The organism is Pradoshia sp. Z3_51 (assembly GCF_058215915.1).
The window spans coordinates 455871-481009 of the sequence record NZ_JBZAJC010000002.1 but is presented as its reverse complement, the minus strand read 5'-3'; the positions used below and the strand labels follow the sequence as shown (position 1 = coordinate 481009).

Sequence of the window (25139 nt, the reverse complement as noted above, 5' to 3'; positions counted from 1 at the left end):
TTTGAACATACAACCAGATAGACCAGGGAGGCTTGAAAAATGAGAGTTGATATATGGTTCGATTATGCTTGTCCTTTCTGTTATATAGGGAAACGGCGATTAGAAGCCGCCATAGCTGAATTCATATACAAAGATCAGATAGAAGTACATTTTCACAGCTATCAACTGCAGCCTGATGCTCCAAAGAAATCAAATTCAAATATTCATGAGCTTATTGCTGCTAAATATGGCACTACAGTTGACCATGCCAGAAAAATGAATGAACATATATCTGAACAGGCCCGCGAAGAAGGGATTATATTTCGCTTTGATTCAATGATTCCTACAAATACAACAGATGCTCACCGTCTTACCCACTATGCTAAGGAGTATGGGAAAAGCGAGGAGATGACTGAACGAATAATTAAAGCTTATTTTTCTGAATCACTGCATATAGGAGACCGCGCAACCCTTCTGAAACTTACAAATGAAATAGGACTTCCCGGACATGAAGTACTAGATGTACTTAACACGGAGCAATATAAACAACAAGTAAATGAGGATATACAAATAGCCGAACAAATAGGAGTTAAGGGAGTCCCTTTATTCGTATTCAATAATAAATATGCCATCTCCGGAGCCCAAAGCACTGAAACACTTAAAGAAGTGCTTCAGGATGTATGGGAAGAAGAATATGATATGGCATTAATGACCGCTTCAAACAAACAACATGTATATGAATTTTGCACAGATGATGGATGCTTCGATTAAAATCGAATAAAACGCGAGAAGGCAATAAATCCTAATAGCCTTGCTCGCGTTTTTTATTTTTGGACAGATACTTTCCCTCAACTAAAAAGCCTCTTGTTCTATGCATAAGAACAAGGACCTAATTTACTAGTTAATTAGCGATTCTCCTAAGCTTTGTTTTTAGTTCATGTGCAGGCACAGGTTCTGAATATAAATAACCTTGGGCTTCGTCACAGCGGATACTTTTTAGAAATGCCATCTGCTTATCCGTCTCCACACCTTCAGCGATTACTTTCAAATTTAGAGAATGTGACATCGAAATAATAGCAGAAATGATTTTACTATTACTTTCGAAATCATCAATAAAGCTTTTATCAATCTTTAAAGTGTCAACAGCCAATTGATTTAAATAACTAAATGAACTATATCCGGTTCCAAAGTCAATACTGACTTGTATCCCCATTTGACGGAGCTGTTGCAATAAATGATTATTTTCCTGTTTATCATGCATCATGATAGTTTCGGTCACTTCAATACCAATTTCTTTCCCGGTTAACCCATATTCTTTTAATGCTTCTGCAAAAAATTCAACAAAGTCCTCCTGTGAAAAATGTATAACAGATATATTTATTGAAATAGGTTGAATATATATCCCTTCCCTTTTCCATACCTTAATTTGCTGGAATACTTGGCGGATAATTAACCTTTCAAGCGGTACAATAAGTTTGGCCTCTTCAGCTATCTTGATGAATACAGCCGGCGACATGAATCCATAGGTATAATAATGACTAAACAAAGATAGCTCACCTCTTTTCATTTCTAGCAGCCTAATCAATAATTTAGTGAGTATTAAAAAGAATCCCACTCTATTTATCGACCATTCTTGGGTGAAGTTCAATCGACTATTTCATTCCTATTTATTTAATTCACTAAAGAATATATATAAGCCATCAATTCTGAACGGTTATTTACTTTAAACTTTCTGTATAGCTGACTTACATAATTCTTAACTGTACCATTAGATAAGAATAAATAGTGGGCTATTTGTTCATTTGTATGCCCTTCTGACAATAGTTTAATAATGTCATGTTCCCGATCGTTCAGGTTAATTCCCTGTTTCTCCAGTTTAATTGGTATTGGCGATGATGGTTCATTTTGTAAATACATAATTAAATTCTTTTGAATAATAGAGGGCAGTACGATATGCCCATTCACGCATTGCCTAATTGAATAAAGAAGATGCTTCGTTTCCACATTTTTTAAAATATACCCGGTTGTTCCCTTTTTGATACTATCGATGATTTCATCTTCATTTGTATCCGCTGCAAGCATGATTACTTGACTGGAAGGATAGGCATTTTTAATGATTGCTAAGGCTTCATTCCCTCCATTTGGAGGAAGATTGCTATCAAGGAGTATTACATCTGGTTTTTGCTCAGACATCATTTTTATAAGACTATCAGTATCTCCAGCACAACCTGTCATTTCAAAGTCATGTTCATCCTTCAAAATCATAAATAATCCATCACGAATAATGGCCTGACTCTCTCCTATAAGAATATTTATTTTACTCATACATTCCACATCACTTCTTACCCTTCGTTACTGGATTATTGAAAAGTTTTATACACTTTACCTATTTGTAATTTTTGGTAAAACAAGTCTATAGTCCTAGTATAATAACAAGTTTTGTCGAAGTATATACTTTTTTCCTAAGTATTCCTAGTATTGTAAAATAAACTAAGAGCCTCATTCCCTAAAAAGGAAATGAGGCTCTTATAAAGATCAGAAAAATAATATGATTAGTTATTAATAGATGGATTTACGCTGTGGTATGTATCTATGAAGTATATGGATTCCTCCAAAGTTTCTTTTTTTAGATGATCTCATATACTCAGCATATAAAGTTTGGGCACGTTCTGAATAATATTCCCGATAATCTTCATGCAATTCCGCATTAATATAATTCATAATTTTTATGTACTGTCTCTTTATCCTTTTTGCATCTTTAGATAATTGAATCATCTTCTCAAATTCCATCAGATAACCTTGAACCAAAAGTACATTCCCGGCTACATTTAATAAAACATCAAGTTTTTGATCCGGATTATCCATATAGGGTACCTGTGTACTTATCCTGCTTCTATTTTTATGTAAACTCTTTTCGTGTGAATGAATCAACAAATCTTTCATCCTCCCTGCTTTAGAGTTTTTCCAATTCCATAATACCAAATATTCTGACTAATTTATATTTTTAGTATAAGTCGTTACCTACGGATATGAAAAGATGCCCAAAGTCATTTTAATATTTAAGGAAGATAAGCCCTTTTACTTATTTATCTAACTAATAATCATGAAATTTTTATCCTTCTAGAAGAAAATCTGTGGGCAGCTGTATTATTACATTGCTATAAATTTAATTCATTATTGCACGTGCTATAATATATTTTTGTTATTTATTATCCAGTCGGTGCTTATCATATCTATTTATATCCAATTATTCAGCTGATTTATCCAATTGTTTCTTAATTTGCTTAAGCATCTCTTTAAATACTTTACATCGTTTTTCGGAATATCCTCTTCCCCATAACGAGATCTTTCATATATTTCGCTTAATTGACGATTCAGCTCATCATTATTTAAATGAATCCGGTTCAGCCAATCACGGAATAATTCTCCAAACTTTCTTTTATGTATACCCTTCATATCCCTTTCAAATTTATAAACTAGCATTCTGATCGGTATATTTGAAGGAGGATTATGCTGAGCTCTATTGTCTTTATTTCGTTTTATTTGTCCCAGCCTCTTTAACATTAACTATTTATCTACCTTACGTTGTGATTATATGTTTGTTTTTGTTTGTTTACCGGGATACATGATGCAATAAAGATGATAACAGCCAACCCATATGCCATGTAGGCAATGCCCTCTGAAGTCTCCTGATTACGAATTCCAATCGCATTGTATGCCCAAACAAAGACAAAGGGATATCAATAATTCGATTCCTTAAATTTAAAGATAATCGCCAGTCCTGTACCAACCACAAGCATAATAGCTGTCCATATCTCACCGGATAAACCAAAGCCGTCCCACCCATATTCTTTCAATACATAAGCTACATTAACAATTGTCGCAACACTAATCCATCCAAGATTGATTGAAAATGGTGCGATGTCTAATAAGCCAGGATTGCTATTTTTCATTCGCCTATACAAGATGATCAAACTGATTAAATAGGTAAACATAACAGCAAGACTAGCTATGAAATATTCATAATGCCAGGTCAGGATCCACGTACAGTTCAATAGCCCGCTTAACATAAATATAATGCTAGTATTTGTATAAACAGGCAATCCTCGACGCTCCCTTGGATACTGTCGAATAATCCATATACCTATTAAAATATTAAAGACCAGATAGAAAATGCGTAACCTGCACGTGTGATTAATACATCAATTCGATTTGATATTTCTCCTGTCGTCTGACCGTTGATTGGCAGCAAGTTAGCCAAAGCATTAATAACCACAATTAAGATAAAGACAAGAGTATTTAACTCCCGTCTAATCATAAACAACCCCTTCCAAGAATAAGATAGTCAATATATTCCTCAATTCACAACCCTTTAACCATTTAATACAATAGCCAGGTTATCACCTAGAACTTGGAGAATAGTTCAACAAAACTCTTCCTATACTGTTTAGATAATAAATGGCCGACAGTACTCTGTCGCATTTTATTCAATTGGCTTCAACTTGCTTGCAAATTATTATCTGATTTAGACTGACCTCTCTTTAACATTTCTCTTTACTATACTAACCTGACAATTTGGCAAGAATATTAATTAAAACATTCTTTTTATTAGGTAAACCCCATTATAATTAGGAAATGAAGCCTTTCAACTAAGATTGCTTTTTTATATTTAGGGGTATGATGATTAATGAAACTTTTTCACCCATCAAACGTTATATAGTGTAAGAAAGGAGTGCAAAAATATTGAAAAGAGGATCAATCATATTACTTGCTGGGGTTGTGGTTATTGGCATTATAATCGCTATGTTTGCTTCGAGTTATAATGGCTTTGTGAACGCAGAAGAGAATGTCGATAAAGCTTATTCCCAGATCGACAACCAATTACAAAGAAGGATGGACTTAATTCCTAATTTAGTTAATACCGTTAAAGGGTATGCCGAGCATGAAGAAGCTGTTATAAATGATGTCTCAACTGCTCGTGCAAATCTTGCCGGTGCTAATACACCGCAGGAACAAGCAACGGCCAATGATGAACTTACAGGTGCATTAAATCGACTATTAGTTGTTGTTGAAAACTATCCTGATCTGAAGGCCAATCAAAGTTTCCAGCAATTAATGGATGAACTGGCCGGTACTGAAAATCGGATTGCTGTAGCAAGACAGGATTATAATACGGAAGTATCCACTTATAATAAAAAAGTGAAGCAATTTCCCGGTGCCTTGATTGCCGGATTATTTAATTTTGATAGCAAGGAATATTTTAAAGCTGCTGATGGCGCAGAGCAGGCACCGACAGTAGATTTTAATGGAACTGAATGATGTTTAAAAGAATTCTCCACTCAATGGCGACTTTCTTATTCTTATTGGTCAGCTTGATTGGAAGTCCAGTGTCCGCAGCTGTTCCCAAACCACAAGGGGATATTTACGTTCAGGATTTCGCCAATCTATTAGATGACAGTGAGAAACAACAGTTGATTCAGTTAGGTCGTACATTGGAAGATCAAACAAAAGCCCAAATTGCTGTGTTAACCGTAAATACTTTAGATAATCAAACACCTGAAGAATACGCACTGGATGCCTTCCGTACATATGAGCTAGGTGATAAGGAACTTAATAATGGTGTCCTTTTATTAATAGCGAATAAGGATAGAAAAGCCCGTATTGAAGTTGGATACGGTCTTGAAGGGGCATTGCCTGATGGAAAGGTTGGCAGAATATTGGACACGTATACTATTCCATATATGCAATCTAACCAACCTAACGAGGCTGTCATCAATACGTATAAGGAATTATTTAATGTCGTCTCTCAGGAATATCAACTAAATGAATCAACCGATTCGAAAGCTTATGTCTCCGAAGTAAATAATGAAGGCGGTATGGCGACTTGGAAAAAACTATTAATAGGAGCTGCACTTGTTACATTTATCATTATTGATATGACTTTCTTTGGTGGTACATTTACTTATATGCTTCTTCACATTCTGTCTGCATTTTCAAGGAACGGCGGAGGTCGTGGAGGTGGAAATCGCGGCGGCGGTGGCGGTTCATCTGGCGGCGGCGGGGCTTCGAGAGGCTGGTAAATTATAAATACCTATAACTAATCAATACCATAATTGAACCCGGCGATAGAAAATCAGTTTGTTTTCCTTTCCCAGTTTCGTATTTTGTATATACAGAATATATTCTTAATCAGTCATACTGAACAAAAAAGAATCCTTTTCGGGATTCTTTTTTTGTTTCTATTTACTTTTCAGAGCGATAGGCTTCTAAAGCTTTTTTGACTTTTTCAGCATCAGGGGATAATTCGTTACCTGTATCAACAAGCGGGCTGACGGTTGAAATAGCCTTTGCTTTATCGCCTTTATAGAATTGAATGAACTCATCCTGATTAATGGAATAAAGAACTGCCTTTCTTAAGTTCTCACTTTGTGCAACATCACGATTTTTCGTGTTAAATAACAAGTAAGAAACGGCATTACTCTGGATGCTTTGTAGTTTCATCTTGCTGTCTTCCTTAAGAATATCAAACTTTGTTTCTGGTACACCGGATAGCATGTCGATTTCACTGCTTCGTAGTGCACTAAATGCGCTATCAGGGTCTTTGATAAATCGTACGGAAACTCTATTAATATATGGTTCGTATTCTCCCCCTTCCATATAAGCAGGGTTCTTTTGGAATACAGCTTCATAGTCATTTTTGTACAGCATTATATAAGGTCCGCTTGTATATAACGTGTTATTATATTGGCTGCCCTCGGTTACCGTACTTTGATCTCCATAAGGGATATCTTTCTTGACATCGAAAGAAGCTACATCATAAGTATTGATGCTTTCAACTTGTTTTTTCGAAACAATTCCTGCAGATTGGTGGGCCAGATAATTCAACACCTGTGGGAATGGCTCAGTTGTTGTCATTTTTACGACTTGATACTTCCCATTTTTTTGATCGGCATCCTCTTTTGCTTTGACTAGTCCCGTTATTTCACTTTCCAGATCTTTATTAAGAGCGTCCTTTACGGTGCCTTTCTCATTGGAAAGCTTCACTGATTCAAGGCTCGCCACGTCCTCAACGATTTCTACTTTCTTAATATGCTCATGCAAACTGTATGTTCTGTGGTCCGGTACGGAATCTTTGTCTTTCGCACGATTCAAGGAAAATATGACATCTTCTGCTCCGACTCTTTCACCTGAGTCAACTGCCTTTTTATTTTCTACTTTAGCAAACCGAATGTCATTTCTGAGTACAAAATAATATTCCGTATTTCCTTCAGCAATGGCATGATTCAACGATAAGGATGCATCCGAGGTGATTTTATCATCGTCAGTCAAATTCACCAAACGTATATACATATTCGTATTCAATTGGTTGATGGAACCATCATTCCCTTTGATTGGATCAAGAGAAGTTAGCGTAGACATCGCCTGTGTCAATTTCAAAGGTTCCTTATCACGCTTTGTAGTATCGGCAAAATCAATTGAATCCCACGCCAAGGCCCGCGACTTCGACAAACGTACGGATTTTTCCTTTAATATATCTGTATTAACCGCTTGATTTTTGTTGGATATATACAAAGGAGCAATATAAGCCTTTTCAAATACAAGGTGGTCTTCTAACTCTTTATAGGTTCCTTTATATTCTTCTGGAGTTTGAGTAGATGCTTTATTAATCAATTTATCCAATTTAGGATCTGATATAATGCTATAATCCCCTCCTGTTATAAACAACGATCGCACCGCATAATCCGGATTACCCGTAACTGTGGTCCAACTCGACATAGACACATCGAAATTGCCTGCATCTTCCTGTGCTTTAAAGCTTCCGAAATCCGGTTGAAGATTCAATTTGACTTCAAATCCATTTTTCGTAAGTTGATCACGAAGAATATTTACATCTGACTCGTTGGCACTCGTACTCAATATTTCAATCTCAATAGCTTCCTTTTTTTCACCATCATTAACTTTATTACTTATATCATCTTTTGTTTGGACTGTGCATGCGCTAAGAACCAATAAGAATACAAGCAATAACGGCATAAATCCTTTTATCTTCAAAATAACTCCCCCAAATGATTCATATTTGATAAAGCTTCTTTTCATAATCAGGATGATCGATCAAGCTTAGGATCAAGTGCATCCCTCAGACCATCCCCAAGAAAATTGAATGACAACACAAGCAAAACGATTGCTACTCCAGGAAAAATAGCAAGATAAGGATTAGATTCCAAGTAGGCGCTTCCAATTCGCAAAATATTTCCCCATTCTGGTATATGTGGTTCAACCCCAAGTCCAAGATAACTTAAGCTGCTTGTCGATATGACAGCTGCACCTATTGTTAAAGTGGATTTCACGATCATAGGAGCCATGGAGTTAGGGATGATATGTTTGAAAATGATGGCACGATCCTTTACTCCAAGAGCCCTCGAAGCCTCTACAAATTCATAATTAGAAACCTGGAGCACATTAGCGCGCATCGTCCTGGCATATGTAGGAATAGCCCCTACGCTTAAGGCGATAATCAAATTAACAGTATTAGCTCCAAAGGCAGCAATGATTGTAATCGCCAGCAAAATACCTGGGATAGCATATAAAATATCTAAAAGCCGCATGATGATATTATCAGTATGTCTGCCATAATAGCCTGAGATGGCACCTAGGAATCCTCCGATCAATACAGGAATAAGGGTAGCCAGGAAACCAACAATGAGTGATATTCTAGCACCGAATACAAGCCTGGAAAAAACGTCCCTGCCGAAATTATCGGTACCGAATGGATAAACGAGACTCGGAGATTGCAAGATTGCTCCGTAATTATTTTCGATTGCAAGACTCATTTCAAAAGTAAACATACTGCACACTGAAATCATGAACAGAAAGATGATAAAAAACAAACTCAGCATCGCTGCAAAATGCTTTGATAACCTTTCCCATATTGATTCCCACTCAGTCTTAACACCATACTGCAGATTTCTAGCCCTTAGTAGGATCGTTATTCCAAACACTAGAGAAAACAGATTTCCGGTAAGGGTGCTCAACAGAAAGAAAATAGCGACAACGATGGATGCCTTCTTATGCAGTCTCCCTTTCAGGAGCAACAAAACACCTAACAGATGGAACAATGTTATCGCAATCAAGGTAGCCATTCCTGTCATAAAACTGTTTGACACATACGGTTTAAACAAATTAAGGGCAGAAACACCTATTACAAAGCAATCAACCAATAGCATATAAATTCCAAGAGAGTAATAGAGATTTTTCTTCTTTTTAATCAAGATCAACGCAGCTGCTGTCAAAAAGACATTCCCGCTGAATAGACTTGCCAGTTGAATAATCCCCAACCTCCTGGTAATAATCGAAATATCTCCTTTTTCCAGTAAGTCTATTTTCATTCTCCTCAGCAAAATGCCCTGTATGGCAGTAAAGCAGGTATAAATCCCAAACATCCATAAGAAAAATCCTCTACTTTCCATACTTTTGAAATCATAGACATTTAGCAGAAAAATGATTGTAAGTATCAAAGAAATACCTAAAGCGAACTTCGCCTGTCTATATTCCTGTGAAGCTTTTAAACTATTCATTTCATACACCTGCTTTAGTATTGTTTCATCTTATGCCGAATCCGCGGATCAAAGAATGCATACAAGATATCGATGAACATATTAACAATAGAAATGATAATGGCTGTATAGATGACAGCGCCCATTACTGCCGGCACATCCGGTATAAATTGTTTATCGACAATATAACTGCCCAGACCGCTGATATTAAACACTTTTTCTGTGACTGCTGCCCCTCCGAGCATTCCTCCAAATTGTAGTCCTATCACCGTAATAATTGGGATAAGAGCATTTGGTACTGCATGTCTCATGACAACTCTTTTTCCACTTAAACCTTTTGCCCTTGCCGTCAACATATAATCTTCATGTATGACTTCAAGTGTCGATGACCTGGTCATTCTGGCAACTGCAGCTGTCAGTCCTGTTCCAAGTACCACGACAGGCATGATTAGCGAAAGCCAATTGTTAGCACGATACGTTGCAGGTAGCCATTCTAAATGAACCGAGAAGCCCAATATGAAGATCAGCCCTTGCCAGAAACTCGGAATTGATAGTCCAAGCAAGGCAATTAACATAAAAGAATGATCAAAGATTGTATTCCTTCTGATAGCCGAAATGATTCCGGTTGGTAATGCGACCAGTACTGCGAGCAATAAAGAAAAGACGGCGATCGTCAATGTAATTGGAAACTTACGCATAATGGAAGATATCACGTCTTCATTTCCAGCAAAAGAACTACCTAGATCAAAAGTGAAGATTCCGATTATGGTGTCTCGTAATTGAATAAAGTAGGGCTGATCCAATCCATGCAAAGTATTGAATGCGGCAATCTGCTCCTTCGTTGCCGTTTCTCCCAATATGTTAGCAGCAGGATTGAACGGTGAAATATACAAAATCGTAAAGACAAGTATACTTACACCCAAAACAACGAAAATAGTCATGATTAAACGTTCCATCACGTATTTTACATAAGGGTAACTAAAGATAAACATCAATATGTACATAAAAAAACCAGCAATGAAGGAAATGAAGAAGAACCACCTTTCGCGGAGCAATACAGAAAATACATCCTCGAACTGCATCTTCCCTTTCCACGGTTCACTATCATCGCGAGTCGAAGAGACCATTAACTCTGATATATAGACATTTAATCGATGCTCGGCAAGTTGGGTTGCTTTTTGCTCAATCTCCTTATCGTCTACTTTCTTGTCAAAGAAATCCCGCTTTTTTCTAAGCTGATCCTGATAGTCCTTCTTAAAAGCAGTGAAATGGCCAGAATCGATAAGGGATTGCTTTAGCTCTGCTTCTGCAGCTGTATAACTACCTTTGTTTCTTTTGAAAAGATAATAAAACATAACAATTAAAAAGAGCGGAGCCCCCAAAATCAGGAGGAAACTTTTATATGCAGAGTTAGCCATCATTTTCCTAAAAATTTGATCTATCCTCTGTACAAAAGAATGGTTCCCCTTCCACTCCTGCTCATTAATCAATAATATCCCCTCCTTTTTTCCTTCAGCGTTTAGCCGAATACATATAATCATTCGTATAAACAAAAGATTTAAGAATAATTGCACTTTTCCGAGTGGTATAGTATATTTTATTTTAGCAATTGGTAAAAGTCAACAGTACGAGGAAATATATCCATTAGCCTTTTTTGGACCAATATTATGATTTGGCAGGTGTCTTTTGATGAATTCATTATTGCAAGTGCAACACTTATCGGTATCTTTTGAACAAGAAGAACAGGAATTTCAAGCTGTACAAAATATCAGCTTTTCACTTAATAAAGGAGAAACCTTAGGAATTGTCGGTGAATCAGGCAGTGGTAAAAGCGTCACTGCACGTTCAATCATGCAGCTGTTACCAGTGAGCGCCAGACGAAAGAACGGAACGGTTCTCTTTAACGGAAAAGATATTGGGAAATACTCAGAAAAAGAAATGGAGGTCATTCGTGGACGCGATATCGGAATGATATTCCAAGATCCAATGACATCTTTGAATCCGACCATGAAAATCGGAGATCAGATTGCAGAAGGATTAATAAAACACGAAAATCTATCCGATAAACAAGCCAAAAACCAAGCGCTCGATATGTTGGAATTGGTCGGTATTAAGGACAGCGAAATTCGCTATGAACAGTATCCTCATGAATTTTCTGGGGGAATGAGACAGCGGGTAATGATTGCAATAGCATTGGCATGCCGACCGTCTTTGCTAATAGCAGATGAACCTACAACTGCTCTTGACGTCACCATTCAGGCGCAAATCCTTAATCTAATGAAGATGATGCAAGAAAAGTTCGGAACTTCAATCATTTTAATCACGCATGACTTTGGTGTAGTAGCTGGAATGTGCGACCGAGTAGCCGTCATGCAAAACGGGGAAATTGTAGAGACTGGTTCGACAGAGAAAATCTTTACCTCACCCACTCACCCTTATACAAAGAAGTTACTTCATGCACTTCCGAAACTAAATGAAAAGAAGAAATTGAAACCGGTACCTAATATAATCAGAAATACTGAAGATGTCCCGTTGCTGGAAGTGCGCAATCTTAAGCAATACTTCGATATTGGCAAAGGCAATACAATAAAAGCAGTAGATGATATTTCTTTCAGTATTAAAGCTGGGGAAACATTAGGAATCGTCGGCGAATCAGGAAGCGGTAAATCCACTACCGGACGCTCAATCCTTCAATTACATACCCCTACCGGAGGGGATATTCTTTTTAAAGGTATGGCGCTAAACGACTTTTCTCCTAATGAAATGCTCATCATGCGGCGTCATATGCAAATGATCTTTCAAGATCCTTATGCTTCTCTCAATCCAAGGATGCGGGTATTGGATATCATAGGTGAAGCACTGGATGTCCATCATCTCGCCACCAATAAATCAAATCGAAAGAAACGGGTTGAGACTTTGCTTGATATGGTTGGTTTGGATCCTGCATTCGCGATGAGATATCCGCATGAATTCTCTGGAGGGCAAAGACAACGAATCGGTATCGCCAGGGCATTAGCAGTCGACCCTGCCTTCATCGTGTGTGACGAGCCATTATCAGCCCTCGATGTCTCCATCCAAGCACAGATCGTTGAATTGATGGAAGATTTGCAACAACGGCTCGGTCTCACCTACCTGTTCATCGCTCATGATCTTTCCATGGTTAAACACATTAGCGATAGGGTAGCCGTCATGTATAAAGGAAAAATAGTAGAGTTGGCCGAAAGTGAAGAATTATATTCTAACCCTCAGCATGATTACACAAAATCGTTATTGGCCTCGATCCCTATCCCGGATCCAAAGATTGAAACACAAAAAAGAAAAAATGATGGATCAATTAAAACAGAGAAAAAAGAGTATAATGTTGAAAACACAAAACTAGTGGAAGTGTCTGCCGGACACTGGGTTGCCATTTAGCCTTAATCATTGGTTTGAAAACTTAAAGAGGCATCCAAGATCCTGAATGCCTCTTTCCACTTCTTTGTTTTTTACATAACCAGCTCTTCCACAACTGGATACACAAACTGGAAATTTTGCTCGTCTGGCAGTATATAGTAAGTATAATCAATGTTGATCTGTCTAAACTCTTCTTTCATATACTCACAGAAAAAACTTATGTTTCGCACTTAACAGACCCCAATTAAAAGTTACAACTTAACAATACTTTGATCTTTGATTGATTTATAACAAGCTTCAATTATTTTCATATTTTGCACGGTATCCAATGGCGTATATGCTGGGGTTTGATCGTTAAGTATACATTCTGCAAAATGATCCACTTGCATCATATATTGATCACACATAATCACTTCTTTTCGGGTCTCCCCTCCGCTTTTAACCAATAATTCCCCTTGATGTCCAACAAGATCTGGACGATAAGCATTTCTGCATATAATCTCTCCTAGAGTGCCAACCACGCGGTATTCATTTCGATTAGTCATTTCAAAACTGCAATCAAACATCGCTCGCACACCATTATCCATCGTCATATGCGCTGTGGTAGTTAAGTCTACATCATAAGGATTATTCAGATCTGCAAAGCCCATTATTTCTATTGGTTCAGCTCCTAAAATATGCCTGATAGCATGGATATTATAACAGCCAACGTCATATAGGGCCCCTCCCCCTTTTTCCGAAGATAAACGAATATTATCCTCATCATCACTTAATAAAAACGAATGACTGGCATACATATACTTTACCTCGCCTATTTCTCCCGTTTTAATAATATCTTTTACACGTTTATGTTGGGCATGAAATTGGTACATGAACGCTTCCATCATTTTCACACCATAACGCTCACACGCATTCATCATTTCAATTGTTTCTGACTCTGTCAAAGCAGCTGGCTTCTCAACCAACACATGTTTACCAGCTTTTGCTGCTTCCATTGTCCATTTTGCATGCAAATGATTTGGTAATGGAATATAAACAGCTTGTATTTCAGGATCCGCTAATAATTCTTCGTATGAATCATATGTCCTCGGAATCTCCAAGCTTGCAGCCACATCTTTAGCCTTTTGACTTTGGCTGGCAATCGCTGTTGCCTCTCCATGGACAGAACGTTTAATGGCGGGAATCACTTGAGTTTGCCCAATATCTGCCGTACTTAAAATACCCCATTTTATTTTTGGCATTCTTATTTCTCCTTTCCAAAGTCCTAAAAAAAACGGATCATTACAATGATCCGTTTCTTAGAAGTTACTTCTATTATAGATAATAATGTACGTATTTGGCAATTTTCATCAGTATTTTATCTTTCATTTTAAGGTTATCAAAATAATCTAATTTAATTTCCTTTGAATCCCCGAGATCTACATCTAATTGTTTTTGAACCGTTTGACTAAATGGTGATGATTTCATAAATAAAGTCATTTCATCATTCAACCTAAATGAACGTGAATCGATGTTGACTGTTCCAATTATTAATCTTTCATGATCTACCAGGACAACCTTCCCATGGAAAATTCCTTTATCATATTGGTATACCTTCATTCCGTTTTCGAGTGCTTCTCTGACAAAAGGATACGCAGCCTGGGTTAACATTAATCCATCTGAATGTTTGGGCCACATGATGATAACCTCCACATCACGTTTTCTTGCCCGTTTTAAAGCTTCCATAAAATCACGATTATCTGGAATAAAATAGGGGGTCGCAATGATAATTTGTTTTTTTGCCGCATCGAATTCTTGAATAAAATCCTCAACCAAGCCAAATCCACTTGAATATACCTTCAAATAATGATTGGTTTCTCCTTTTTCCAAGTCAACCTTATGTATGGGTGCAGAGTTACCTGTATTTACCTTCCAATCCTCGCAAAATTGTTGTTCAAAGTCCTGAACACCCTCACCTGTCATACGGATCTGATAATCATGCCATGTATTCTTTGTATATTTTTGTGCTACATTAAGTCCGCCTGTGTATCCGATTTTCCCATCTATCACAGCTATTCGACGATGATTTCTATGCTGGATGGAGTACCAAATATGAGGAAAATGAGGATCATTGCTATAGGTTATATGCACCCCTGCTTTTCTCAGTTCATCAAACCAATCATTCTTACCCTTTAAAGAGCCTGCTCGGTCTACCGAATAATAAACTTCGACTCCTTGATTCGCCTTTTTCTTCAATAAATCGAAAAATTTTTTGCTTGCTTCACCATTACCAATTGAAAAATAATGTATATACACATATTCCTTAGCCTCTACAATATCTTTTGAAAACTGAGGATAAAAGGTTTTCCAATCCGTGTACAATCCAAAATTACTGTTACGAATTGGATAGATATGAGGTTGGCTACCTGCTTCCGCCGCTTCTCTTCCCGCTTTAATATCATAATTCACCCATACTAAAAGCAAGCATATAAAGGTACTAAACAGTAAAAGACCGTTAATGAAATATATAATTATTTTTTTCAGCATCCTGACTGTCCTTTGAATGGAAGACAAATTACATCTTCCTTTTTGCTTAGTATGTGTAAAAGAACCCATATTATTAAATGAGTAAAAAAGCCACACATCACTCCTTTTAATAAAGGAGTAATATGTGGCTTTCTAAAATTAGCAGCTATGGCTGTGAGAATTATTTTTTACTTTTGAGCCAGTTTCCCCACGTAACAAATCACCATTAGTTGCTTTAATGATTTCATCTGTCACTGTATTTGAGATGACATTAGCTACCATCTGCAGAAGATCATTAACTTCCATCTGCGATTGTTTGAATTCCTGGACAATCGGAATTTCATCCAATTCACGTTCTACCTTCGCTAATTTTTCCTCTGTCTTTTTAAAGGCTTCTGTCTTTCCATAATGTTGGAAGTTGACCGATTGCTTTTGTAACCCCTTGATTACTGACATTAACTCAGCTACATTTTTATTTTCATTGATTTGTGCTTCCGCTCGTTTAAAGAAATCAACTTCATTAGTCGTTGAGATCATTTTAGCCAAGTCTTTTGCTTTGTCAATAATTTGTTCTTTCGTGTAGTTCCCCATTTTTAAACTCCCACCTCTACCTCATTTGTTTCTTCCACATACTCACCATCAAGTGACCATGTTTTAGCATTTGTAATTTTTACTTTTACAATTTTACCGATAACAGATTTTGGAGCTCTAAAGTTAACCAATTTATTTTTAGTTGTATAACCCGCCAGTACATCCGGATTATTTTTACTTTCCCCTTCAACTAAAACATCGAGAATTTGGCCTTTATATAATTGATTCTTTTTGTTGGCTGTTTCGTTTACCAGTGCATTCAAGCGTTGAAGACGCTCTTTTTTGACTTCCATCGGAACATTATCCTTCATTTTTGCGGCTGGTGTACCTTCACGCGGAGAATAAATAAATGTATAAGCCAAGTCATATCCAACTTCTTGATAAAGAGACATCGTTTCTTCAAACTGTTCGTCCGTTTCATTCGGATAGCCAACTATAATATCAGTTGTCAGTGTGACGTTAGGGATTGCTTCCTTGATTTTACGAACCAATTCCAAGTATTGTTCACGAGTGTATTTACGAGCCATGATTTTTAAGACATCATTATTACCGGATTGAACAGGCAAATGGATATGATCCATCATGTTTCCGCCCTTAGCCAGAACTTCAATCAAATGATCATCAAAATCACGAGGGTGACTTGTCGTGAAGCGCACACGCGGGATATCGATTTTACGAATTTCTTCCATTAAATCGCCTAGACGATAGTCGATATCTTCAAAGTCCTTACCGTATGCATTTACATTTTGCCCAAGCAATGTGATTTCCTGATATCCTTGAGCAGCCAGCTGACGAACCTCCTGAATGATATCTTCAGGTCTGCGGCTCCGTTCCTTTCCACGTGTAAATGGAACAATACAGTACGTACAGAACTTATCACAGCCATACATAATATTAACCCAAGCCTTGATGTTTCCTTTTCTTACTTTTGGAAGGTTCTCAATAATATCCCCTTCCTTGGACCAAACCTCAATAACCATTTCTTTGGACATATATGCTTCCATCAGTATTTCCGGTAAACGATGGATATTATGTGTTCCAAATATCATATCTACAAAGGCATGCTTTTGTAAAATTTTATTCACAACAGATTCTTCCTGTGACATACATCCACATACACCAAGCAATAAATCAGGCTTATTTTTTCTCAATGCTTTTAAATGGCCAAGTTCACCGAACACTTTATTTTCAGCATTTTCTCGAATGGCACATGTATTCAATAAAATTACATTGGCATCCTCCACGCTGTCAGTTGGTTCATATCCAAGAGCTAAAAAGATACCGGACATAACTTCAGTATCATGCTCATTCATTTGGCAACCGTACGTACGGATATAAAACTTGCGTCCCTCACCCATACCACGGAATTGTTCATTAATATTAAAATCCTTATGATAATTAATCGCTTCTTTTCCGCGTTTCTTAGCATCTTTTAAGGATGGTGGCATGTAAACCGTTTCAAAATACTTGCTATAATCTTTCTCTTGCTTTTTGTCATTTTTAACAGCGGTCGTTGTATCCAATCGTTGCTGCTCGTTCATATAAATCCCCTTCCATGTATCCACACTTATTGATTAAATCTATATATATTATTAAATAGACCAAACCACTCATAAACACAATTATAAAAGCACTAAACTCAAAAATAACAATTACAAACTGTATTGCAATCATTTTTAAAACTATCGTTGTCACATTCATTTAGTATAATGGTTTTGGGCAAATTTCTCAATATGAAGTGTAAAATAGCCTTTTTTGGGATAAACATGCAGATAAAAATACCTGTACAGGCATATATACAATTTTTTTGGTTCTTCCTATTACTTAAGAGCATTTGTCTTTCTAAACAATCCCTAAATCAATCACATATGTCTCCAAAAAAAATGTTTGTCTGCGTTATACCAATGTATTCTTTGATATAAGGCAGACAAACATCCTCCAACAACACTATTCATGTTACTTCGCAAAACCAATATCACTTATTGGCCAAATGCGCAGTTTCACTTCACCAATAATTCGATCCATCGGCACAAAACCAAATATCCTGCTATCTTTACTGTACAAGCGATTATCTCCAAGAACAAACATTTGTCCCTTTGGAACTTTTTGTTTACCTGTCAAATTCTTCAATGTAAAATCTTCAGTCAGACGTTCCCTCTCTTGTAAATCCTTCTTAAATTCCACAAGATAAGGTTCATCAACCGCTTTTCCATTGATATATAGAACATCATTCTTCATCTCAACAGTATCTCCTGGAAGACCAATTACACGTTTTACATAACTATCAGATGAATCTGTTGCATGAAATACGACCTCATCAAAACGGTTAATCGTTGTCATTTTACTTAAGATAACCCGATTTCCATCCTCGAGACTGGGAAGCATAGATTCTCCCCTCACTGTAGTTGGCGTAAAAACAAACTGACGCATTAAAGTCACAATAATAATTGCCAATACGACAGATTTAAACACTGACATAGCTTCTTTTCCTATATTTATTTTATCATTCATAAACCGTACTCCTTTAACCTAATTCATGTACATCCGCTCTGTTCTCTTCTTCATTCATTCCCTTACAAAGAAAAATACAAACGTGTTGGATGTATAAGACGTACAATGTCAATGAGCTAACAAGCCTTTATGTTCTTTCATTCTTAATGAAATTTCTGTACCACATAAAGACAGTTGGAGAATAGCAAATAAACAGATAGAGCAATAGAATAATTACATAGAAAAAAATTAAGCCACCTGAATAGGTTATCTAATGAATCAATGACAAAGTTTCCAGTACTGCTTTTTCTTCATTTTGTTCAATGAACCTACTTTCAGAGATATCGACCCTAAAGGTTACTCATCCTAAGTAATTAAACAAGCGAGAATCCTTTTAAATACTATTTGTAATTTTCAAATAATTGGTTTTGGGATATAGTTATACTATTAATAAAAAGGAGTTGTGAATATGACCGCGCATATGGCAGTAGATGTTTTGTTAACCAACAAATAATCTGAGGGAGTGTATCTCCGACTGCACCCCTTACTAAAGGGAGAAAAACATGAAACAATTTTTTGATAACTATTTATCAGGTAAAACAGTTTTATTGAAACAAATGGAACCACATCATTTTGAGCGCTTTGCTGAAATTGAAAATGAAAATAGTACACTATTACTTGCAAATGATGATATTCCATTTCCATTAACAGCTGAAGATCACACAAATTTTTTCAAAACGATTAGTGGGAAAAAAGAAGAGTTTATGTTTGGTATTTTTGAGAAAGAATCAAATGAACTTATTGGATCATGTGGTGTATTCGCAATTAACTGGAAGAATAGCACGTGTTTTGTTGGGATATCCATTGGCAACGAGTGGCACAATAAAGGCTTTGGCACAGATGCTATGAATACATTAATTTCTTTTGTTTTTAATTACATCCATATCCATAAAATCAAACTTCAGGTGTTCAGTTTTAATACCAATGCTATCCGCTCTTACGAAAAATGCTATTTTAGTAAGGAGGGTACATTACGAAATGAAATCTTCAGATTTGGGTCATTCCATGATGTACATGTATATGGTTTACTGAGAGAAGAATGGAACAAGCGACAGACTAACTAACTAAAAAAAGCATTAATTCACGTTCTTCATGAATTAATGCTTTTCTGTATTACTATTAACTTGTTAATTAGAGATATCTGAAGTTCCCTCTAAGTAGCCTATTATTTTAAATAACTATTTTCGAAAGACCATTCATACAGTTTATTTAATAATCCCCAGCTCTTTACCAGCCTTTTCAAATGCATTTAATGCTTTAGCCAGCTCCTCTTTGGAATGTTCTGCTGTTACAATGGTCCTGACACGTGCATGACCCTTTGCAACAGTTGGGAATGCAATCCCCTGAGCAAATACACCATATTCCATTAATTTATTAGACAGCTTATTTGTCAAAGCCTCATCCCCAACGATAATGGGAGTGATCGGTGTTTCGCTTTTTCCGGTATTAAAGCCCATAAATTCTAGTCCTTCTTTGAAAAACTTTGTATTCTCCCACAAACGCTCAATTAATTCCGGCTCTTCCAATAATACATCAATTGCTTCTATATTAGCCATTGTCACTGCTGGCGGGTGTGATGTACTAAATAAGAAAGGTCTGCCTTTATGAATTAAATAATCAACCAATGTACGGCTGCTTGCCACATATCCTCCAAGAACCCCTATAGCCTTGCTTAACGTACCTACCTGAATATGAACACGTCCATCCAAACCGAAGTGATTGACGGTTCCACGCCCATTTTGGCCAAGTACTCCTGAGGCATGCGCATCATCGACCATAATAAGTGCATCATATTTTTCTGCTAACTCCACAATCTCGGGTAGCGGTGCGATATTGCCATCCATGGAAAAGACACCATCTGTTACAACTAAGCGTTTACGATAGGATTGAGTCTCTTTCAGGACATCCTCCAAGCTGTTCATATCGACATGCTTATAAACACGGCGTGTAGCTTTTGTTAGTCTTATTCCATCGATTATGGAAGCATGGTTTAATTCATCCGATATAACCACATCTTCCTGTGTAAGAATCGCGGATAGAACTCCTTGATTCGTTGTAAATCCAGATTGAAATACTAAAGCCGCTTCCGTATGTTTAAATTTCGCCAACTTCTCTTCTAACTCTATATGCATATCCATGGTACCGGCAATTGTACGTACCGAACCTGTTCCCACTCCATATTCTTCAATGGCATCAAGCGCTGCATCCTTTAAACGAGGATGTGAAGTCAATCCAAGATAGTTGTTAGATGATAATTGAATCAAATTTTCCCCATTAATCTTAACTTTTGTACCTTGTTCTGATTCCAGAGGAATTAATGGATGGAACAAACCTGTTCCTTTCATTTCGTCTAATTCTGTTTGCAAGTATTCAAACCCCTTCAAATCGCTTCCTCCTCATCCAATTGTTTACCTTATATTCCTTCTATTCCCTATATTTTTGCATTATATCAATAGTATTGAATAAATTTATTACTCTTCCTCATTCAGCACCCTTTTACGGCAGTAATATCACTTTTCCACACTCACCTTTGATCATAAGGTCAAAGCCTTTTTCATACTCTTCTAAAGGGAAGTGATGGGTGATTAATGGTTTAACATCAACCTGCCCTGATTCCAGCAATCGGGAAACCTGCTGCCACGTTTTAAACATTTGTCTCCCTGTAATTCCTTGAACCGTTATCCCCTTAAAAACGATATCATCAGTAATATTGAGAGGCACAGGCTTAGAGGGTAAGCTTAAAATAGAAAACCTGCCTCCATTCGTAATCATTTTAAATCCTTGATCGATGGCTATAGGATGACCACTCATTTCACAAACAATATCAACCCCATTGCCACCCGTTAAATCATAAACTGCCTGAACAGGATCTGTCTTCGATGAATTAATCATCACAGTAGCGCCCAATTTACCCGCTAGCTCTAAACGGTAATCATTAAGATCTAACGCAATGACCTGTGAAGCCCCAGCTGCTTTTGCCACTCCCACTGCCATAATACCAATTGGACCGCAACCGATAATAGCGACCGTTTTCCCGACTACTTCACCTGACAATACGGTGTGGACCGCATTCCCCATAGGCTCCTGTATAGAAGCTACATCTATAGGCATATCTACAGGATTTTTCCAAAGATTAGATGCCGGTAAAGCTACATATTCAGCAAAACACCCCTGTGTATCAACCCCAATTATCTTTGTGTTTTTACATATATGATATTGTCCCGTCATACATTGAGGGCAGATTCCACAAACTAAATGTGTCTCAGCGGAAACATAATCACCTATCTGGAAATCCTGTACTTTATTTCCCACTTCAACAATCTCTCCTGAGAATTCATGCCCAAATGCATAAGGAGGATTAACCCTATGTTGAGACCATTCATCCCAAGTATAAATATGGACATCCGTCCCGCATATGGACGTCGCCTTTACTTTAATCAACACTTCATCCTCTTTGATAGAAGGAATATCAATCAATTGGAGTTCTGCTCCATAACCTCTTTTATGTTTTACAACCGCTTTCATTTTTCCATCCACCGTATACACACTCCTGTCTAAAAAAACCTGGTTTATACCAAAATTTTAAATTTTTAACTTAATTATGTAAATAGGCTATTCCTCGTATGGCGGACAGTTGATTATAAGAAGAATATTTTTTTAAAAAAGTATACTAAAGTGAATATTTTTTCCGGACTAAGACAACCTACATTGTCATCTAAGAATGAATCCCCATGTATAAGTCGTTATCAAAGGTATCTGCTAATCATAATAAAAACCCCTGATATATCAAGGGGTTCATTCTTCAAGAGATTTCTCCATGAATATACCTCACATTACATAAAAATAATACCGACCGATTACTCGGCCGGTGTTTATTCAATTACATAAATTCTGCTGTCAATTTATCAAAATGTTCCTGAGTCAATTTCAAATCAGCAGAAGATAAAGGTTTTTCAGCATACCCCTGAATTAATTCCTGATAGGAAGGCTGAGCAGTATTTTGATAAATTAAGCCGGTAACTAAGCCTTTATGCTCCATTAACGTCTGCATCGCTGCTTCTTTATTGGATGGATCGTAACCTTCAATTGTTGAAAGCTTTGTTAAATTACCCTTGAACCAATCATACGTATTCACTTTATTATAGGTCACGCATGGACTGAAAACATTAATTAAAGAAAAACCTTTATGACGAATACCTGCTTCAATCAATGCTGTCAAATCTTTTAAGTCGCTGGAAAAGCTTTGCGCCACAAAAGTCGCACCAACTGACAAGGCCATTTCCATTGGAGATATCGCCTGTTCAATCGAACCTCCAGGCGTAGATTTCGTCTTAAAACCGGCTGCAGAGCGCGGTGATGTCTGACCCTTCGTTAAACCGTATATTTGATTGTCCATAACAATATAGGTTATATCAATATTTCTCCTAATCGCATGTACTGTATGACCCATGCCAATTGCAAATCCATCACCATCTCCACCTGAGGCAAGGACGGTTAAATCACGATTCGCCATTTTGACACCCTGTGCGATTGGTAAAGAACGGCCATGTATACTGTGAAACCCATAGGATTGGATATAACCGGAAATACGGCCTGAACAGCCTATTCCGGAAATCACAGCAAGTTGATCCGGTTCCAGACCTACATTAGCTGCTGCCCTCTGGATAGCGGCCTGAACAGAGAAGTCACCACAGCCGGGACACCAGTTTGGTTTTACATTATTTCTAAAGTCTTTAAATGTAGCCATTTAAACCAACTCCCTGCATTTTGTATACACTTCGTACGGCAAAAATGGATTGCCGTCATATTTTAAAAGCTTCGTAATCTTCTCGGCATGGCCAATATTCATTTTCAGAATGTTGGCAAGTTGTCCTGTTGCATTATTCTCGATAACAACTACCTTTTTCGCATCCTGAACATAGGGCAGTAACTCATGGGCAGGGAATGGATGAAGAAGCCTTACATGTACATGGTTGACTTTAATCCCGTCATCAGCCAGGTTTTTCATCGTCTCTTCAATGACACCTCTAGTAGAAATAAATCCGACCAATAGCAAGTCTGGATTCTCATGGACAGCATTTATATGGATTGGATCTTTAAATCTTACAGACTCGATTTTGCGCATTCGTTTATCCATTTGAGCTACACGATTGGAAGCAACCTCTGAGGGTTTTCCCGTCTCATCATGTTCAACGCCTGTAACATGATGGATTCCATTTTTCATTCCTGGAAGAGGTCTTGGTGATATCCCGTCTTCCGTTACAGCATATCTCTTAAAATAACTTTTATCAGTAGGCTCAGGTAACTCCTCAGAAATTAATTTACCTCTCCTAATCTCAACCCTGCTAAAATCTAAAGGCTCAACGGTTTGTTTACCCAATGATAATTGTAAATCGGAAAGGATAATCACCGGAACCTGATATTCTTCAGCTAAATTAAAAGCTTCTACTGTATCGTAGAATGCTTCCTCCACTGTACTTGGTGCAAGAACGATTTTTGGAATTTCACCATGAGTTCCATAAATCATTGCCATCAAATCGGATTGTTCCTGTTTTGTAGGCATACCTGTCGAAGGGCCTCCACGTTGTGTGTCGACAATTACAAGCGGAGTTTCTGTAATACCCGACAATCCAATTGCCTCCATCATTAGCGATAAACCTGGACCAGCTGAAGCTGTTAAACTGCGTACACCTGCATAATTTGCGCCAATTGCCATCGTACAAGCAGCAATCTCATCTTCTGTCTGTATGACGGCTCCTCCAAACTTTGGCAGTTGCTTAATTAAATACTCCATTATCTCAGAGGCAGGCGTAATCGGATAGGCAGCCATAAAGCGAGTTCCACCAGCCAGAGCACCCATGGCAATCGCATCATTACCAATCATGAATAAACGTTTTTTTCCATCAGCTTCTACTAGCTGCAACACTCCAGCCTTGTTACCCATTTGTTCCATTAAAAAGTCATAGCCAGCTTGAATCGCTTCTAAATTCTTTTCAACGACAGCGGCTCCTTTTCTTCCAAATATTTCCTCAACCACTTCTGAAAATACCTGAATATTTAAACCAAGCACAGCACTAGAAGCGCCGATAGCTACCATGTTCTTCATCAAAGATGTCCCAAGCTGAGAGGCTATTTCTGTAAATGGGACGGAATAGAGTACTGCTTCGCTATCTAAAGGAGCTTTGGGATCAAACTTGGTGTCGGCCAAAATAATACCGTCTTTATGTAATTCTTTATAATTCACATCAATGGTTTCTTGGTCAAATGCCACTAACACATCCAAATCGTCGGCTATTGATCGAACCTGTGTTGTGCTTACTCGAATTTTATTATTTGTATGGCCCCCTTTAATACGGGAAGAAAAATGGCGATACCCATACAAGTAATATCCCAGACGATTTAATGCAATAGAAAAAATTTCTCCAGTACTTTCTATGCCTTCACCTTGCTGCCCTCCAACTTTCCATGAAAGTTGTTTATTCATTTCCTTTACACCCCTTCGATTCCCTTATATGAAATATTGGTTTTTCATGTCAGCTATAAAACTATTAACAATAATTTTATTAT

Annotated in this window: 22 protein-coding genes and 1 pseudogene; 5 read left to right on the top strand and 18 right to left on the bottom strand. The window is 37.3% G+C overall.

Annotated elements, in window-relative coordinates:
* Window positions 1–39 precede the first annotated feature (39 nt).
* Window positions 40–750: a DsbA family oxidoreductase gene (locus AC4BHA_RS05955; protein WP_490558289.1), complete on the top strand. Its 711-nt coding sequence runs from the start codon at window positions 40–42 to the stop codon at window positions 748–750.
* A gap of 130 nt (window positions 751–880) precedes the next feature.
* Here the strand turns inward: AC4BHA_RS05955 and AC4BHA_RS05950 are convergent, their stop codons facing one another.
* From AC4BHA_RS05950 to AC4BHA_RS05930, 5 genes and pseudogenes are all read right to left on the bottom strand, one after another.
* Window positions 881–1525, bottom strand: coding sequence for an EAL domain-containing protein (locus AC4BHA_RS05950; protein ID WP_490558288.1), 645 nt, complete (start codon window positions 1523–1525; stop codon window positions 881–883).
* 125 nt (window positions 1526–1650) lie between these two features.
* Window positions 1651–2304 carry a response regulator gene (locus tag AC4BHA_RS05945; RefSeq protein WP_066100207.1) on the bottom strand — a complete coding sequence of 218 codons (654 nt, stop codon included), beginning with the start codon at window positions 2302–2304 and terminating at the stop codon, window positions 1651–1653.
* A gap of 234 nt (window positions 2305–2538) precedes the next feature.
* On the bottom strand, window positions 2539–2922 hold the full coding sequence (locus AC4BHA_RS05940; protein ID WP_139891203.1) for a hypothetical protein: 384 nt from the start codon (window positions 2920–2922) through the stop codon (window positions 2539–2541).
* 294 nt (window positions 2923–3216) lie between these two features.
* Complete coding sequence (locus AC4BHA_RS05935) at window positions 3217–3543, bottom strand: hypothetical protein (protein WP_490558287.1); 327 nt, start codon at window positions 3541–3543, stop codon at window positions 3217–3219.
* 11 nt (window positions 3544–3554) lie between these two features.
* A pseudogene (locus tag AC4BHA_RS05930) lies at window positions 3555–4297 on the bottom strand (TspO-related membrane protein).
* A gap of 485 nt (window positions 4298–4782) precedes the next feature.
* On the opposite strand from AC4BHA_RS05930, the gene AC4BHA_RS05925 reads away from it, so the two are divergent.
* Together AC4BHA_RS05925 and AC4BHA_RS05920 are read left to right on the top strand one after the other, a co-directional pair.
* A complete protein-coding gene (locus AC4BHA_RS05925; RefSeq protein WP_180349931.1) occupies window positions 4783–5298 on the top strand; it encodes a LemA family protein in 516 nt (171 codons plus the stop codon).
* Window positions 5295–6059: a TPM domain-containing protein gene (locus AC4BHA_RS05920; RefSeq protein WP_308810527.1), complete on the top strand. Its 765-nt coding sequence runs from the start codon at window positions 5295–5297 to the stop codon at window positions 6057–6059. Before AC4BHA_RS05925 ends, AC4BHA_RS05920 begins: the two co-directional genes overlap by 4 nt.
* A gap of 163 nt (window positions 6060–6222) precedes the next feature.
* On the opposite strand, the gene AC4BHA_RS05915 is transcribed toward AC4BHA_RS05920, so the two are convergent.
* The 3 genes from AC4BHA_RS05915 to AC4BHA_RS05905 are packed head-to-tail and all read right to left on the bottom strand — an operon-like array spanning window position 6223 to window position 11020.
* The gene (locus tag AC4BHA_RS05915) at window positions 6223–8031 is read right to left on the bottom strand and encodes an ABC transporter substrate-binding protein (protein ID WP_490558286.1); all 1809 of its coding nucleotides are present in this window, start codon (window positions 8029–8031) and stop codon (window positions 6223–6225) included.
* Window positions 8032–8078: 47 nt separating this feature from the next.
* Entirely contained in the window at window positions 8079–9554 is a 1476-nt protein-coding gene (locus AC4BHA_RS05910) for an ABC transporter permease (protein WP_139063783.1), read from the bottom strand.
* Window positions 9555–9568: 14 nt separating this feature from the next.
* Window positions 9569–11020 (bottom strand): ABC transporter permease, encoded by a 1452-nt coding sequence (locus AC4BHA_RS05905; protein WP_373925463.1) that lies wholly within the window; start codon window positions 11018–11020, stop codon window positions 9569–9571.
* A 202-nt stretch (window positions 11021–11222) separates the two neighbouring features.
* On the opposite strand from AC4BHA_RS05905, the gene AC4BHA_RS05900 reads away from it, so the two are divergent.
* On the top strand, window positions 11223–12947 hold the full coding sequence (locus AC4BHA_RS05900; protein WP_490558285.1) for an ABC transporter ATP-binding protein: 1725 nt from the start codon (window positions 11223–11225) through the stop codon (window positions 12945–12947).
* A gap of 71 nt (window positions 12948–13018) precedes the next feature.
* Here the strand turns inward: AC4BHA_RS05900 and AC4BHA_RS05895 are convergent, their stop codons facing one another.
* The 6 genes from AC4BHA_RS05895 to lepB form a co-directional block, all read right to left on the bottom strand.
* On the bottom strand, window positions 13019–13156 hold the full coding sequence (locus AC4BHA_RS05895) for a hypothetical protein (protein ID WP_490558284.1): 138 nt from the start codon (window positions 13154–13156) through the stop codon (window positions 13019–13021).
* Between the two features lie 21 nt (window positions 13157–13177).
* Entirely contained in the window at window positions 13178–14167 is a 990-nt protein-coding gene (locus AC4BHA_RS05890; protein WP_490558283.1) for a Gfo/Idh/MocA family protein, read from the bottom strand.
* A gap of 73 nt (window positions 14168–14240) precedes the next feature.
* Window positions 14241–15452 (bottom strand): phospholipase D-like domain-containing protein, encoded by a 1212-nt coding sequence (locus AC4BHA_RS05885; protein ID WP_490558282.1) that lies wholly within the window; start codon window positions 15450–15452, stop codon window positions 14241–14243.
* 138 nt (window positions 15453–15590) lie between these two features.
* The gene (locus AC4BHA_RS05880) at window positions 15591–16022 is read right to left on the bottom strand and encodes a YlbF/YmcA family competence regulator (protein ID WP_066100229.1); all 432 of its coding nucleotides are present in this window, start codon (window positions 16020–16022) and stop codon (window positions 15591–15593) included.
* A gap of 2 nt (window positions 16023–16024) precedes the next feature.
* Complete coding sequence (gene miaB / locus AC4BHA_RS05875; protein ID WP_139891208.1) at window positions 16025–17563, bottom strand: tRNA (N6-isopentenyl adenosine(37)-C2)-methylthiotransferase MiaB; 1539 nt, start codon at window positions 17561–17563, stop codon at window positions 16025–16027.
* A 415-nt stretch (window positions 17564–17978) separates the two neighbouring features.
* Entirely contained in the window at window positions 17979–18533 is a 555-nt protein-coding gene (gene lepB / locus AC4BHA_RS05870; RefSeq protein ID WP_490558281.1) for a signal peptidase I, read from the bottom strand.
* Window positions 18534–19075: 542 nt separating this feature from the next.
* Here lepB and AC4BHA_RS05865 point away from each other — a divergent pair.
* Window positions 19076–19636 (top strand): GNAT family N-acetyltransferase, encoded by a 561-nt coding sequence (locus AC4BHA_RS05865; RefSeq protein WP_066100238.1) that lies wholly within the window; start codon window positions 19076–19078, stop codon window positions 19634–19636.
* Window positions 19637–19777: 141 nt separating this feature from the next.
* On the opposite strand, the gene AC4BHA_RS05860 is transcribed toward AC4BHA_RS05865, so the two are convergent.
* From AC4BHA_RS05860 to AC4BHA_RS05845, 4 genes are all read right to left on the bottom strand, one after another.
* The gene (locus AC4BHA_RS05860; RefSeq protein WP_066100241.1) at window positions 19778–20956 is read right to left on the bottom strand and encodes a glycine C-acetyltransferase; all 1179 of its coding nucleotides are present in this window, start codon (window positions 20954–20956) and stop codon (window positions 19778–19780) included.
* Window positions 20957–21068: 112 nt separating this feature from the next.
* A complete protein-coding gene (gene tdh, locus AC4BHA_RS05855; RefSeq protein WP_148629585.1) occupies window positions 21069–22109 on the bottom strand; it encodes an L-threonine 3-dehydrogenase in 1041 nt (346 codons plus the stop codon).
* A 343-nt stretch (window positions 22110–22452) separates the two neighbouring features.
* On the bottom strand, window positions 22453–23319 hold the full coding sequence (locus tag AC4BHA_RS05850) for a 2-oxoacid:ferredoxin oxidoreductase subunit beta (protein ID WP_066100243.1): 867 nt from the start codon (window positions 23317–23319) through the stop codon (window positions 22453–22455).
* Complete coding sequence (locus AC4BHA_RS05845) at window positions 23320–25056, bottom strand: 2-oxoacid:acceptor oxidoreductase subunit alpha (protein ID WP_490558280.1); 1737 nt, start codon at window positions 25054–25056, stop codon at window positions 23320–23322.
* Window positions 25057–25139: the final 83 nt, after the last annotated feature.